14 protein-coding genes are annotated in these 15,410 nt (G+C 39.3%); 12 read left to right on the plus strand and 2 right to left on the minus strand.

The features are described 5' to 3' along the window. Nucleotides 1–29: 29 nt before the first annotated feature. The gene (locus ACE1ET_RS10075) at nucleotides 30–1,325 is read right to left on the minus strand and encodes a UDP-N-acetylmuramoyl-tripeptide--D-alanyl-D-alanine ligase (protein WP_375728271.1); all 1,296 of its coding nucleotides are present in this window, start codon (nucleotides 1,323–1,325) and stop codon (nucleotides 30–32) included. A 45-nt stretch (nucleotides 1,326–1,370) separates the two neighbouring features. After that, entirely contained in the window at nucleotides 1,371–2,861 is a 1,491-nt protein-coding gene (locus ACE1ET_RS10080) for an SUMF1/EgtB/PvdO family nonheme iron enzyme (RefSeq protein ID WP_375728272.1), read from the minus strand. 195 nt (nucleotides 2,862–3,056) lie between these two features. Between ACE1ET_RS10080 and folP the strand changes: the two genes are divergently transcribed. The 12 genes from folP to dapB all read left to right on the plus strand — a co-directional run bounded on the left by folP (nucleotide 3,057) and on the right by dapB (nucleotide 15,403). Beyond that, nucleotides 3,057–3,908 carry a dihydropteroate synthase gene (gene folP, locus ACE1ET_RS10085; protein WP_375728273.1) on the plus strand — a complete coding sequence of 284 codons (852 nt, stop codon included), beginning with the start codon at nucleotides 3,057–3,059 and terminating at the stop codon, nucleotides 3,906–3,908. Between the two features lie 9 nt (nucleotides 3,909–3,917). Further along, nucleotides 3,918–4,682, plus strand: a complete 765-nt coding sequence (cdaA, locus tag ACE1ET_RS10090; RefSeq protein WP_375728274.1) for a diadenylate cyclase CdaA — start codon at nucleotides 3,918–3,920, stop codon at nucleotides 4,680–4,682. A 148-nt stretch (nucleotides 4,683–4,830) separates the two neighbouring features. Then, complete coding sequence (locus tag ACE1ET_RS10095; protein ID WP_473774474.1) at nucleotides 4,831–5,826, plus strand: AAA family ATPase; 996 nt, start codon at nucleotides 4,831–4,833, stop codon at nucleotides 5,824–5,826. A 26-nt stretch (nucleotides 5,827–5,852) separates the two neighbouring features. After that, complete coding sequence (locus ACE1ET_RS10100; RefSeq protein WP_375728275.1) at nucleotides 5,853–6,719, plus strand: DUF58 domain-containing protein; 867 nt, start codon at nucleotides 5,853–5,855, stop codon at nucleotides 6,717–6,719. A 7-nt stretch (nucleotides 6,720–6,726) separates the two neighbouring features. Next, nucleotides 6,727–7,731, plus strand: a complete 1,005-nt coding sequence (locus tag ACE1ET_RS10105; protein WP_375728276.1) for a hypothetical protein — start codon at nucleotides 6,727–6,729, stop codon at nucleotides 7,729–7,731. Between the two features lie 3 nt (nucleotides 7,732–7,734). Next, nucleotides 7,735–8,730, plus strand: coding sequence for a vWA domain-containing protein (locus ACE1ET_RS10110; RefSeq protein ID WP_375728277.1), 996 nt, complete (start codon nucleotides 7,735–7,737; stop codon nucleotides 8,728–8,730). A 10-nt stretch (nucleotides 8,731–8,740) separates the two neighbouring features. Further along, a complete protein-coding gene (locus ACE1ET_RS10115) occupies nucleotides 8,741–9,787 on the plus strand; it encodes a vWA domain-containing protein (protein WP_375728278.1) in 1,047 nt (348 codons plus the stop codon). A 41-nt stretch (nucleotides 9,788–9,828) separates the two neighbouring features. Further along, a complete protein-coding gene (locus tag ACE1ET_RS10120; protein ID WP_375728279.1) occupies nucleotides 9,829–10,632 on the plus strand; it encodes a tetratricopeptide repeat protein in 804 nt (267 codons plus the stop codon). A gap of 74 nt (nucleotides 10,633–10,706) precedes the next feature. Beyond that, nucleotides 10,707–12,476: a BatD family protein gene (locus ACE1ET_RS10125; RefSeq protein WP_375728280.1), complete on the plus strand. Its 1,770-nt coding sequence runs from the start codon at nucleotides 10,707–10,709 to the stop codon at nucleotides 12,474–12,476. Nucleotides 12,477–12,647: 171 nt separating this feature from the next. Further along, nucleotides 12,648–13,400, plus strand: a complete 753-nt coding sequence (locus ACE1ET_RS10130) for a tetratricopeptide repeat protein (protein ID WP_375728281.1) — start codon at nucleotides 12,648–12,650, stop codon at nucleotides 13,398–13,400. Nucleotides 13,401–13,442: 42 nt separating this feature from the next. Continuing rightward, on the plus strand, nucleotides 13,443–14,582 hold the full coding sequence (gene lpxB, locus ACE1ET_RS10135; protein WP_375728282.1) for a lipid-A-disaccharide synthase: 1,140 nt from the start codon (nucleotides 13,443–13,445) through the stop codon (nucleotides 14,580–14,582). Between the two features lie 107 nt (nucleotides 14,583–14,689). Continuing rightward, nucleotides 14,690–15,403, plus strand: a complete 714-nt coding sequence (dapB, locus tag ACE1ET_RS10140; protein WP_375728283.1) for a 4-hydroxy-tetrahydrodipicolinate reductase — start codon at nucleotides 14,690–14,692, stop codon at nucleotides 15,401–15,403. Nucleotides 15,404–15,410: the final 7 nt, after the last annotated feature.

The raw sequence follows: 15,410 nt of genomic DNA on the forward strand, positions 1-15,410 counted from the left end.
TTAAATATAATAGATTTTTTGCAAGATACCTATAACTCTGTTAACAGGATTTCTAATTTCATGCTCCTTGAACCTTTTAGCAAAATGTAAGAATTTGTAATGGGTTTTAAAGCAATTTGTTCCAACGCCACTTCTGTCGTAGGATAAAACTCAATCTGGGGATATTTATCATTAAATTTTGTAAAAACTTCACCGATGCAAATTAAGCGAGAAAAAAGTTTTCTTTCAAACAAATTTAAAATTGTTTTATGCTCTTTTTCAGCAAATTCACCAAGCTCTTTCATATCGCCTATTATAGCAACTTTATTACTAAATCCTGATGACTGAAATTCAGTTATAGCTGCAGCCATACTGGTAGGGTTAGCATTATACATGTCGAGAATAAGTGTGTTTTTCTGCGTTTTAAGTACCTGTGAACGATTATTTGTTGGTTGATAATTTTTAATAGCATTAATAATTTTATCATCTGAAACGCCAAAAAAAATACCAATACATACAGCTGCCTGAATATTTTCCAGATTATATTTTCCAATAAGATTTGTTCTCACAATTTCATTCGACTCTGATTTTTTATAAATTAATTCCAGTAAAGGCGAACTTTGTTCTGGATTAACTTTAACTTTTTCCATTCCGTAAAGAATTCTTTCGATCCCCTCAGATAGACGCATTAATAGTTCATTGGTCTGATTAACAAACAGTTTTCCATGTTTTGAACGAATGAAACCGAAAAGTTCGTTTTTAGTCCTGATAACAATTTCGTAAGATCCGAAACCTTCAAGATGTGCTTTCCCAATGTTAGTAATTATTCCGTAGTCCGGTTCTGCAATTTTGCTTAATTCACCTATTTCTCCAGGATGATTGGCTCCCATTTCAATGATTGCCATCTCGTGTTTGCTGGTAAGTTGAAGAAGCGTAAGGGGAACCCCAATATGGTTATTAAAATTACCTTTTGTGAAGTGTGTGTTAAATTTTTGTGAAAGTACACTGGATATTAATTCCTTAGTCGTTGTTTTTCCATTTGTACCCGTAATGCCTATCACGGGAATGGTAAATTTTCTTCTGTGAAAATTAGCTAACTTCTGTAAGGATACAAGCACATTGCTGACCAATATATGTCTACCATCTTCTATATAAAATTCTTCTTCATCGATAACTGCAATACTGCATCCATTTTCCAATGCGTTCAGAGCAAAGCAGTTGCCGTTGAAATTATCTCCCTTTAATGCAAAGAAAATACTGCCCCGGGGACAATCCCTACTATCAGTGGTAATTACAGGATTAGTGGAGTACAGGTTATAAAGTGTCTCTATTCCGGGATTAATCATATACCATCAATAAAAAACCCCGGCAAAAGCCAGGGTTTAAATGTTTTACATATCTGTTCCTAAATAAGTCATTGCGCATCGGAATCCCAAATCGTCCCTGGCCTTACCCTGATCGAGGAAACGCCGATTTGCAGGTTGCAACCAGTATGGCCTGTCTCTCCATCCTCCACCTTTAAATACCCTTACATCGTTTGATACTCTGGATGCAAGAACTTTTTCTTCATTGGTTGTTCCGCCATACATTTTGTCGGTTGCCTTTTCCGGTGATAACTGAGCTGTCCAGTCTTCAAGATGTGAGGCAGGATCACCATCTTTGGCATTTCTTACATCATTCAAACTATCAAGAAGAACGTATTTTACTCTTCCCAGTGAATCGGATGCAGGTATTTTAACCATATTACCATCGATGTTTTTATATTCCCATTCAATTTCCTTGAATTCGTTACCACGGTATGGGTTATATTCTTCTACAAATTTATAGCTCTGTGTTCTGTATACATCTGCAACCCACTCGTTTACATTTCCGGCCATATTGAACAATCCGTAATCGTTAGGCTGGAAATAGTCAACCGGTGCAGTGGCTGTAAAGCCATCATTTGGCCGGCTTGCCATACCACCCATGTCACCACGGCCACGTGCGAAGTTTGCAAGCATCAGACCTCTGAACTCTTTTGCAGGATTTCTAAGACTATGACCATCCCAGGGATAGATCCTTCTTTGTCCGTAGTTTTCTTCTCCTTCGATACCAATCATGCCATATGCAGCGTATTCCCATTCTGCTTCAAAAGGAAGCCTGTATTCTGGTAAGAGATGACCTTCGTCCCAGTTCGTTTTGGTAACTGAATTTCCTTTTCTGTCAGCTGGTCTGTAGGTTGTATTGAAAAGATATTTTGAAGTGTTAAATACCATATTATTGATGGAGTCCTGACTGGTCATTGATTTTATTGTTGCAAAATCCGGTAATGAAAGGTAGCCACGATCTGCCAGAATCTTTTCATTCACTCTGTCTGTTCTCCATCGACAGAATTCATCGGCCTGTTCCCAGCTCACGCCAACAACAGGGTAGTTATTATACGCCACATGCCTGAAATAACCTGCTACATAAGGTTCGTTAAAGGCTAATTCCCTTCTCCATACTGTTGTGTCAGGTAAAGCCTTCTCTGCTACACCCGGCATATTATGATAAACAACACTTAACCAATGAAGGTATTCTCTCCACTGCAGATTACTGATTTCAAACTGGTCCATATAAAAGCTGGAAACAGTTACCCGTCTTGGCATATTATTCGCATCAGTTAAAACCTCCCCTGAAATACGTCCCATGGTAAATGTACCGCCCTTAATATATATCATGCCCGGAGGCATAACGCGGTTGTTGTAAAACTGGCGCTCGTCAGTTACTTCGAAACCTCCATATTTATCATCGTTATAAACCCAGCCCGTAGTTCCGGATTCATTTTTACCTCCTGAACCTGCTCCGCAAGAAGAGAGTACAGTAGCAATAATGGTATAATACAAAATGGTCTTCAGCTTCATAGCTTTATAAAAATTATGTATCTAATCGTTGCAAATATAACTATTTAAACCAAACCTTATTGTTTAAAGAATTATTTTTTTAATAATTTATTTACAAACACAATGTTAAAGTTTAATTTTTTTAGACTTTAATTAATGTTTCCTACTTTCATTAAAACACCTATTTTTGTAAAAAATTATATCAAATTCTGATTTGTGGCTAAAGTTTTTAAAAAACAAAACCATTTGAATATAAACGGATCTCTTTATTCGATTGAAGATCCGGTAGTTATGGGGATACTTAACATCACCCCGGATTCTTTTTTTGACGGGGGAAGGTTTTTTAGTCCTGATAATGCTCTTGAGAGGGTAAAAGTAATGGTTGAGGAGGGTGTTGACATTATTGATGTGGGGGGCTGGTCCTCTCGTCCCGGATCAAAACTAATAAGTGAACAGGAAGAATTAAACCGGCTGTTGCCCGTTTTGGATGAGATTCGTTCGTCATATCCTGATATAGTTTTATCTGTTGACACATTCCGGTCAGGAGTAGCCCGTAACGTTGTGAATGAATTTAATGTTAACATGATAAACGATATCTCAGCTGGTAGCATGGATCAAAAAATGTTTGAAACCATTGCCGATCTTCGTGTCCCTTACATTTTGATGCACATGAAAGGTACGCCGGAAACCATGCAGACGGAACCGTTTTATGAAAATCTATTCAGGGAAATTGTCAAATATTTTTCCGAAAAAGTCGATAAACTCAGACTTATGGGAGTAAGTGATATTATACTGGATCCGGGATTTGGTTTTGGTAAAACACTTGAAAATAATTTTGAACTATTGGCCAGACTCGATGAATTCAAGGTTTTTGAATTACCGCTTCTTGTTGGTTTATCCAGAAAGTCCATGATATATAAAACCCTTGAAACAACACAGGATCATAGTCTTGAAGGTACGGTTGCTGCTAATATTATTGCATTGCAAAACGGTGCCAACATTTTAAGGGTTCATGATGTAAGGGCAGCAAAAGAGTGTATTCGTATTTATGTTAATACACATTCATAATATAAACTAATGTTTTTAGAGCTACGACCTATTGATATACTTGATATTACACTGGTAGCATTACTGCTTTTCCAGTTGTATAAGCTGATAAGAGGTACCGTGGCATTAAAAATTTTTTTCGGACTCTTTTCATTTATTGTTTTCTGGCTTTTGGTAAAAGCTCTCGAAATGGAACTGCTGGGTTCCATACTGGATGCTTTGGTCAGTGTTGGTGTGATTGCTATTATTGTTCTTTTCCAGGAAGAGATACGGAAATTCCTACTTCTATTGGGCTCACGGTATAAATTTGATAAATGGTTTTCGTGGGAAAAGGTTATGGCCACTAATAAAAGTGGTATGCTGAATATTTATATCAATCCGATAGTCCAGGCCTGTGAGAATATGTCTAAGACCAAAACCGGAGCTTTAATTATTATAAGCAATCAGTCTGAACTTGTTGATATTACTAAAACAGGCGAACTATTAAATGCCAATATTTCATCCTCACTGTTGGAGAATATTTTTTTTAAAAACAGTCCATTGCATGATGGTGCTGTAATTATTAACCGGAATAAGATTAAAGCTGCAAGTTGTATATTGCCCATTTCTCATAATACTGATATCTCAAAAAATCTTGGGCTAAGACACAGGGCAGGTCTTGGGGTTGCACAGGCAACAGACGCGCAGGTCATCATTGTTTCTGAAGAGACGGGCGCAATATCCTATGCGCATGAGGGTAAATTAACGCATGATATTTCCAAAGATGAGTTGCGTCATTTTCTGACTAAAGCCTGATCTTACAATATGTTAACCTTCTTAAAATATACTTAACCATTAATTTTTTTTAACAATGGTTAAATCAATTTTATAGTGTTATCGTTTACTTTTGGTGCTGCCTAATCAAAGGCTTACATAAATGAAAAGATAGATAAAACCTTATAGCATGGAGCAAACAGTTGATATTAGAGCATTGAATGAACGCATCGAAAAGGAAAGTGCGTTTGTTGAAACCATCGTCATTGGCATGAACAAAGTTATTGTCGGGCAGAAGCATCTTGTTGAATCTTTACTGATTGGATTATTATCCGATGGGCATGTATTGCTTGAAGGTGTTCCTGGTCTGGCTAAAACCCTTGCCATTAATACACTGGCAAATGTAGTTGACGCAGATTTCAGCCGCATTCAGTTCACGCCTGACCTGCTTCCGGCTGATGTCATCGGAACGATGATCTACAGTCAGAAAAAGGAAGAATTCATAGTGAAACACGGACCAATTTTTGCCAATTTCATATTAGCAGATGAGATTAACCGTGCACCGGCAAAAGTACAAAGTGCTTTGCTTGAAGCAATGCAGGAACGGCAGGTGACCATTGGTGAAAAAACGTATCCGCTACCAAAACCTTTTCTGGTTATGGCAACACAAAACCCGATTGAACAGGAAGGTACATATCCTTTACCTGAGGCTCAGGTTGACAGATTTATGCTGAAGGTTGTCATCGATTATCCTAAAAAGGATGAGGAAAAACTGATTATCAGACAAAATATATCAAAGGTATTTCCAACTGCACAGGCAGTACTGACGCCCAAAGATATTTTAAATGCGCGTGAGGTTGTTAAGGACGTGTATATGGATGAGAAAATTGAACGCTATATTGTGGACATTGTATTTGCAACGCGTTATCCGCAGGATTTTGGATTATCTAATCTGCAAAATATGATTGCTTTTGGTGGATCTCCGCGTGCATCTATTTCTCTTGCTACAGCAGCACGCTCCTACGCATTTATTAAACGCAGAGGATATGTAATACCTGAAGATGTAAGGGCAGTATGTCATGATGTATTGCGCCACAGAATAGGACTAACATATGAAGCTGAGGCTAACAGCCTGACTTCAGATGAGATTATCAGCGAAATATTGAATAAGGTAGAAGTGCCGTAGAAGGCTAAATAACAACTCCGGATTTTATGGAAACAAGCGATCTGCTTAAACGCGTACGTCAGATTGAAATAAAAACCCGTGGATTATCACGGAACATCTTTGCCGGTGAATATCACTCCGCATTTAAAGGACGTGGTATGACATTCAGTGAAGTCCGTGAATATCAGTTCGGTGACGATATCCGTAACATAGACTGGAATGTGACGGCCCGGTTCAACCATCCATTTGTTAAGATTTTTGAAGAAGAAAGGGAGTTGACCGTTGTTCTGCTGATTGATGTATCCGGGAGTCGTGAATTTGGTACCATTTCTAAACTAAAAAAGAATATGATTACCGAAATTGCTGCGACACTCGCATTTTCAGCCATTCAGAATAACGATAAAATCGGAGTCATCTTTTTTTCTGACCGTATTGAGAAATTTATCCCGCCACAAAAAGGGCGAAAACATATTCTTCATATCATCAGGGAACTGATCGATTTTACTCCTGAACACAGGCAGACTAATATTGGTGAGACTTTAAAGTATCTTACTAATGCCATCAAAAAAAGGTGTACAGCATTTGTAATTTCCGATTTTATAGATGAATCATTTGAAGATTCTTTAATGATAGCATCTAAAAAGCACGATCTGGTTGCCTTGCAGATTTACGATAAACGTGAAGCTGAGATGCCAAATGCAGGTTTGGTCAGGTTTAAAGATGCTGAAACGGACGAGGATGTATGGATTGATACATCGGATGTAAAGGTACGGAACAGTTATGCCGAAAGCTGGAAAACCAGACAGTTGCAATTGGATCAGTCGTTTAAGAAAACTGGTGTGGATGCTGTTTCAGTGAGAACGGATGAAGATTATGTGAAAGCATTAATGGCACTTTTTAAGAAAAGAGCATAAGATTAAGATGAACAGATTAAAACTGAATATTTCACTTGTTGCCGGTTTGTTAATTTGGTTAGGTGTTGCTGTGAATTGCTTTTCACAGGAAATCAAAGCAAAAGCTTCCCTTGATTCTGTAACGATGCTTATTGGTAATCAAACGCATTTGAGGCTGGAAGTGAAGCAACCTAAAAATGTTATTCTCGATTTTCCGGTATTTGGGGATACTCTGCAAAAAAGCATTGATGTTCTGGGCAGAACGGAACTGGATACTACTACTATAGATGCAGATAATATTTTACTGAAGAAAAGTTATCTGATCACATCATTCGATAGTGGACATTACATGATTCCGCCTATCCGGATAAATATCGATCAGCAAAGTGGTGGTGGTTATGTGGAAACAAACCCGCTGGCTTTAAAGGTTTTCACATTTAATGTGGATACAACCCAGGCAATTTTCGATATTAAAGGTGTTGAGGATGTGCCTTACACATTCAGAGAGATGTTGCCATGGTTGGTAGGTGGTGTACTTCTGATTGGTTTTGTGATTCTTTTTATTTGGCTGTTCCGTAGAATAAAACGCAAAGAGCCTGTATTCTCCTTGAGAAGAGAAAAACCAAAACTGCCTGCTCATGTGGTGGCCCTGGATGAACTGGAAAAACTGAAGAAGGAAAAACTCTGGCAAACGGATCGTATTAAGGAATTTTATACCAGATTGACGGAGATCCTGAGGGTTTATATTGAGGACCGATTCCAGATAAAAGCTATGGAACAGACATCGGACGAGATACTGGAGGACATGAAAACGGCTGACCTGGAAGGCGATGCAGTTCTGGAAAACCTTCGACAGATATTAATACTGGCCGACTTGGTGAAATTTGCAAAAATGAATCCGCTACCGGATGAAAATGATCTGAGTATGATGAACGCTTTCTTTATTGTGAATCAGACAAAAATTGTAGAAGTTAAACCAATTGAGGAGATTGCCAAAGAGAGTGAAGTTACTAACGATGAAAAGCAAAAATAGGTTATGGGACATTTAATATTTGCAAATCCACATTATCTGTTTTTACTGCTGTTGATTTTGCCGGCAGTTGCCTGGTATGTGCTGAACCTGAAAAAAAATACTGCTACTTTACAGGTGTCATCGTTACGTGGATTCGGGCAGGTAAAAAAAAGTTATAAGTATTATCTCCGCCATTTGCCATTCATTTTGCGTATGCTAGCGATTGCTGCAATTATTCTTGTTATAGCAAGGCCGCAATCTACCAATAGCTGGCAGGAAACCGATACGGAGGGAATTGATATCGTGTTGTCGATGGATATTTCTGGAAGTATGCTGGCAGAGGATTTGAAGCCCAACCGTCTGGAAGCTTCCATTGATGTGGCTACGCAGTTCATTAACGGCCGCCCTGATGATAATATTGGGTTAGTGGTTTTTGCCGGCGAGGCTTTTACACAATGTCCGCTTACAACGGATCATGCAGTCTTAATCAACTTGTTTAAAGACATTCCATCCATACAGTTGGAACAGGGTACTGCGATAGGCATGGGGCTGGCTACGGCAGTGGCCAGAATTAAGGATGGCAAGGCAAAATCAAAGGTGATCATCCTTTTGACAGATGGAGAAAACAATGCCGGAGAAGTTCCTCCGCAAACAGCCGCTGAAATGGCAAAAACATATGGTGTAAGGGTCTACACGATTGGGGTTGGAACCAGGGGCAAAGCCAGGGTGCCTATACAAACGCCATATGGCACCACACAGTATCAGATGATGGATGTAAACTTAGATGAGGGACTGTTAAGGAATATTGCCTCAACCACTGGAGGAAAATATTTCCGGGCCACGGATAATGAGAGTTTGAAAGCAATTTACAAAGAGATCGATCAGTTGGAGAAAACCAAGTTGGATGTGAAGCAGTTTAATAAACGAACGGAAGAATTTTTCTTCTTCGCAATGCTGGCAGCTATATTTATTCTGGCAGAGATTTTGTTGAGATTAACCGTTTTAAGAACAATGCCATAAAGACAGAGTTATGTTCAGATTTGCAAATCCCGAAATATTATATGCACTGGTTTTAATTCCTGCATTATGGCTTTTTTTTCTGGCAAACAGGAAGAGCCGCAAAAAGAAACTGAATGAATTCGGTGATCCGGAACTCGTGAAAGGTCTGATGCCTGATGTATCGCCCATGAGACCGGTATGGAAATATAATTTATTGTTATTTTCTCTTTTTGTATTGATTTTTGTGTTGGCCAGACCGCAGTTTGGATCAAAGCTACAGACTGTAAAACGCAAAGGGGTTGAGATTGTTATTGCGCTGGATGTTTCCAATTCGATGTTGGCCCAGGATATAAAACCAAATCGTCTGGAAAGAGCCAAACAGGCCATTTCAAAATTGCTTGATAAATTACATGATGATAAAATAGGACTGATAGTTTTTGCCGGGGATGCGTACACTCAGTTGCCGGTAACTACCGATTATGTGTCAGCTAAAATGTTCCTGTCCACTATTAATACAAATTCTGTTCCGGTTCAGGGAACTGCTATTGGAAAAGCCATAGAACTGGGCATCAAATCATTTGGTCCTGAGACAGGTGCCGGCAGGGCCATTATTGTAATCACCGATGGAGAGAATCACGAGGATGATGCTGTTGCAGCAGCAAAAAAAGCCAAAGAAGATGGCATTGTGGTTTATACAATCGGAATGGGTCTTGAACAGGGCGCCCCGATTCCTGTTCCCGGAACCAACGATTTTAGGAAAGACAGAGAAGGAAATGTGGTCGTTTCGAAGCTCGATATGAATATGTTGCAGGAAATAGCCCGGGCTGGTGGAGGAGAACCAATCAGGGCATCAAACGGGAACGTGGGATTAAACAGACTGTATGATGATATAAATCAGTTAGATAAAGCTGAAATGGAATCAAGGGTTTACAGCGATTACGAGGAACAGTTCGATTGGCTGGCCTGGATTGTACTTGTGGTTTTATTTTTCGAAATTTTTATTCTCGAAAGAAAAAGCAGGTTATTCAGCGGAATAAATTTGTTTAAGGAAGATAAAAGACAAAAGACACAAGAATAAAGATTGAGGATTAAAGAATTTGAAATGAGTATAATAGAAATATGATGAGATCAGTTATCAGTATATTAATTCTGTTTTTTACAGTGTCTGTTTTTGCACAACAGGAAAGGCAGCAGATTCGTAAAGGGAACGAATTATTTAAGGACAAAAAATATACAGAGGCAGAGGTTGCTTACCGGAAAGGACTGGAAGGAAAGGATCAGCTTTACCAGGGAAAATTCAATCTGGGCGATGCCATGATCAAACAAAAAAAATATGATGAAGCTATTCAGCAGTTTCAGATCCTGTCGCAAACTACTGAAGATAAAGAGCAATTGGCCAAAGTGTATCATAATTTGGGTAATGCATTTATGGGGAAAAAGCAATACGAGCAAAGCATATCAGCCTATAAAAATTCACTGATCAATGATCCGTCAGATAACGAAACACGTTATAATCTGGCCTACGCTCAGGCCATGCTGAAGCAACAACAGCAGCAACAGCAACAAAATAAGGACGACAAAAACAAACAGGATAAGGATAAGCAGGATCAAAATAAGGATCAGAATAAAGACAAACAGGATCAAAACAAAGATCAGCAGCAAAAAGATAAGCAGGACCAGCAGCAACAGGACCAGCAACAACAGGACCAGCAACAACAGGATCAGCAACAAAAGGATCAACAGCAACAGAACGAGCAGCAGCAAGACCAACAACAGCAACAGCCTAAAGAAGGTGAGATGAGCAAGCAAAATGTTGAACAGATTCTGAATGCGTTGCAGCAGGATGAGAAAGAGGTTCAGGACAAAGTCAAGTTGCAGAAGGCTAAAGCAGCAAAATCAAAACGTGTGGAAAAAGATTGGTGATTGAAAACAGCGTTATTACATTTGTCGACACAATGAAAGCATATAAAATAAATACAATATTAATCTTATTCCTGATGGCATTTGTTGCATTAAGCGCGAATGCTGAAGATATGGAATTTGTGGCCAAAGCTCCCGGTGCTGTAGTTGTGGGGAATCCATTTTATTTGCAATATGAACTGAACAAAGCCGGTTCTAATTTACGTCCACCGGCCTTTGAAGGTTTTCAACAAAAAGCCGGGCCCACCACGCAGCAAAGTTCAAGTTATCAGTTTATAAACGGAAAATCTTCAAGAACTCAAACGTTTACTTACACGTATGTATTGGTTGCCCAAAAGGAGGGAACCTATACTATTCAACCTGCTACCGTTGAGGTGGATGGAAAGAAACTGACTTCCAATTCTTTAACTATAAAAGTTGTTGCGGCTGGTCAGTCTACCGGAAATGGACAGGAATCAGGTTCGCAGGCGGGAATAAGTAGCAGGGATATTTTTATACGTGCAACCGTCAACAAATCAAATCCGTATCAGCAGGACGCCGTGTTATATACTATAAAGTTGTTTACACGTGTTGATGTTTCCAACATTACCAATGCTGATATTCCTGAGTTCAATGGTTTCCTGACACAGGACATTGAGAATAAAACCGGATCATTGGTTCAGAGCGTGGAGAATTATAATGGTATGGTATATAAGACCTATGTGATTCAGCAAAAAGTATTATTTCCACAACGTTCGGGCGAGATTAAAATCGATCCGGTTAAAATCAGCCTGAATATCCGTATGAGGACACAAAGAAGAAGTTATAATATCTTTGATGATCTGTTTGACTCATACCAGGATGTTACCAAACAGCTTTCTTCCAATGATATTAGGTTGAATGTAAAACCGTTACCATCACCAAAACCGGATGGATTTCAGAATCTGGTGGGAAATTTCTCGTTAAAGTCTTCCATCACATCCGAGGATGTAAAGGAAAATGATCCGGTAACCATTAAACTGGTACTATCAGGTGAAGGTAACCTGAAACTGCTGCCAACACCAGAAGTAGAATTCCCGGAAGATTTTGAAAAATATGATCCTAAGGTGACCAACAATCTTAACACAACGCTTGCCGGTGTTAACGGAACGCGCTCATTCGAATATCTGGTTATTCCAAGATATGGAGGCGATTTTAAAATTCCTGCCGTTAAAATTCCTTATTTTGATCCTAAATCGGGAAGATATAAAACACTGAGTTCTCAGGAGTATACTATTCATGTTGAAAAGGGTGAGGGAAGCCAGACGTCAGGGCCGGTAAGAAATTATACGTCCAAGGAAGATGTAAGGTTTCTCGGATCAGATATCCGGTACATTAAAACCGGGAATCTGAAGCTGAAACCGCGGGGTGTTTTCCTGTTCGGTTCTACACCGTTCTGGTTGCTGCTTGTTATTCCGGTTGTGCTTTATATTATTGCTTTGATTTTGTACAGAAAACAGGCTAAACAAAAAGCAAATGTGGCGCTGGTAAAAAATAAGCGGGCAAATAAAGTGGCCAAAAAGCGGTTGAAAGCTTCCGCCGATTTTATGAAAAAAGATGATAAGGAAGGCTTTTATGAAGAAGTGCTAAGGGCTATGTGGGGATATACCAGCGATAAACTTAATATTCCGTTATCACGGTTGAACAAGGATAATATTGAGGGAATCCTAAAAGAGAAAGGTGTGTCTGAGGATCAGGTAAAGGAATTTATCGACCTTCTGAACACCTGTGAGTATGCCCGTTATGCACCTTCTGCAGTTGCCGGAGGTATGGATGAAACTTATAAAAATGCTGTTTCTGTAATCAGCAATATGGATAATAAATTATAGTTAGATACAAGAATCAAGACATAAGACACAAGATATAAGAATTAAGACATAAGATTTATGAGTACCAGACTTAGATATGGTAACTGGCCAAATTCAGAAATTGAAGTTTCAGTTTGGTAAAATAATAAGTCTTGATTCCTGATACATGATACTTGATACAATAAAATGGACATGAAACAATTGCTTATAATATTAAGTCTCATTTTGGTTTCCGTTACTTCAGTAATGGGGCAGAGCGATCAGCTGAAAAAGGCAAACGATCTGTATGCCAGGGGAGATTTTGAAAATGCCATTCCTGTTTATGAATCCCTGGTGGATACAGGATTGGTGTCGGGCCCCTTATTTTTTAATCTTGGTAATGCCTATTATAAAACGGGCCAGCTTGGTTTTGCTATTTTAAACTATGAAAGGGCCAAATTGTATATGCCTAAAGATAAAGATCTGGAATATAATCTTCAGATGGCACAGAAAATGGTTGTGGACAAAATTGATAAGGTGGATGTGTTTTTTCTGAAACGTTGGATCATCGGCATTGGAAACAATATGAGTTCCGACAAGTGGGCTTACACTGGTATTGCAGCATTTATTTTACTGATAGTAAGCATTGCGGTTTATACATTTTCCGGTCGATCCGGACTTAAGCAGCTTGGATTTTATTTTGGTGTCCTGATGATCCTTGTTACGGCGGTTTCTTTTGCATATTCCGGTTCACAGAAAAACAAGATAACTGAGCGAAACGGAGCCATAGTATTTAGTCCCACAGTGACCGTTAAGGGATCGCCTGATGATAGCGGAACAGAATTGTTTATCCTTCATGAGGGAACTAAGGTAAATGTAACGGACAGCATCGGAGACTGGAATGAAATAGTACTGGGAGACGGGAATGTGGGATGGCTTAAAAAATCAACCATAAAAAAGATATAAGTCAGGTCTTGTGTCTTATATCTTGTGTCTTATATCTGTAAAATGAAAATATACCTCATTGCCGGGGAAGCATCGGGCGACCTGCATGCCTCCAATCTGATTAAATCATTAAAACTGCTGCATCCTGATGCCGAATTCAGGGGATGGGGTGGCGATTTGATGCAGAGTGCAGGGATGGAACTTGTAAGACATTACAGGGATACGGCGGTGATGGGTCTTATCAACGTTATTTTAAAACTGCGTTCCATAGGGCGAAACATTCAGGCCTGCAAAAAAGATATTGAAAGCTGGAAGCCGGATTTAATGATTTTTGTGGATTATCCGGGATTTAATCTTCGTATTGCCGAATTTACAAAAACTGCCGGCATAACGAATTACTACTATATTGCACCGAAAGTCTGGGCCTCGCGCGAGAAGAGGGTGGAAAAAATCAGAAAGTATATCGATAAGATATTTGCTATTCTTCCGTTTGAAGAGAACTATTTTTCAAAGCATGGCATTACGGTAGAATATGTTGGGAGTCCGGTTGTGGATGCACTGGAAGACAGGACCTGCAAAAATGAAAAACGGTCTGAATTTATTCAGCGGATTGGCCTGGAGAATAAACCCATCATAGCACTTTTGGCCGGTAGCCGTCAGCATGAGGTGACGCAGATACTGCCTTATTTTTTAAGAATAGCGACGCAATATCCGCAATACCAGTATGTGGTGGCCGGTGTTTCTGTTTTGGACCGTTCCGTTTATAATAGCCTGATTGAAAGTGCAAAGGTTAAGTTGGTGTTTGATGAGACCTATGCGTTGTTGCAGCATGCCGAAGTTGCTTTGGTAGCATCGGGAACAGCGACACTTGAAACCGCTTTACTGAACGTTCCTCAGGTGGTTTGTTACAGGCTTTGGGGAAATAATATCACTCAGTTTGTGATGAACAGGATCGTGAAAGTTCCTTGGGTTTCACTCGTGAACCTGATTATGCATAGTGAAGTGGTGAAGGAACTGATCCAGAAAAAACTGACTGACGATACATTGAAGCTTGAGTTTGAAAATCTGGTTCAAAACAAGGATTACAGAACTAAAATGCTGAAAGACTATAAGGAGCTTCAGAATATAGTAGGTGGTCCGGGTGCGTCGGAGAGAGCAGCCGCAATGATTTCGAGGTCATTTACTGAAAGCATAAAGCGTTAGGCATAAAATAGTATATTTGCAAATTTAAAATAAGAATCAAGACATAAGAATCAAGAGACAGGATTTCAATCCTGATACTTGATTCTTGATACCTGATACTAGAAGAAATGAAAATAGCATTAATAGGATACGGAAAGATGGGACACGAGATTGAAAAAATCGCCATCGACAGAGGACATGAAGTTTGTGTTGCCATTGACGCAGATAACCAGGATGATTTTGAATCGGAGGCTTTTAAAAGTGCTGATGTGGCTATTGAGTTCACGGTTCCTTCCGTAGCATATCAGAATTATCAGAAATGCTTTAAACACGATGTGCCGGTTGTTTCGGGAACAACAGGATGGCTGGATAAAATTGACGAGATAAAGCAGCAGTGTAATGCGGGTCAGACATTTTTCTATGCTTCGAATTTTAGTCTGGGCGTAAACATATTTTTTGCGGTCAACAAGTATCTGGCGAATATAATGAACGATTTTCCACAATACGATGTATCCATGGTTGAGGTTCACCATACACAAAAACTGGATGCGCCCAGTGGAACAGGAATTTCACTGGCAGAAGATATCATGGACCGGATCGAACGGAAGGAAAAATGGATTAATGAACCGGGTGGTGATGCGAAAGATTTGTACATCGAAAGCATTCGGGAAGGACAGGTTCCCGGAATTCATACCATAAAGTACGATTCAGAGGTGGATGAGATCATGATTCATCACAGTGCAAAAAACCGAAAAGGATTTGCATTGGGCGCAGTAATTGCTGCAGAGTTTGTAAAAGATAATAAAGGATTCCTCGGAATGGAGGACATGTTAAAGTTTTAATAATTAC

The organism is Quyinboa mangrovi, from assembly GCF_042219825.1.
Taxonomy (GTDB): domain Bacteria; phylum Bacteroidota; class Bacteroidia; order Bacteroidales; family UBA5342; genus JBHJHP01.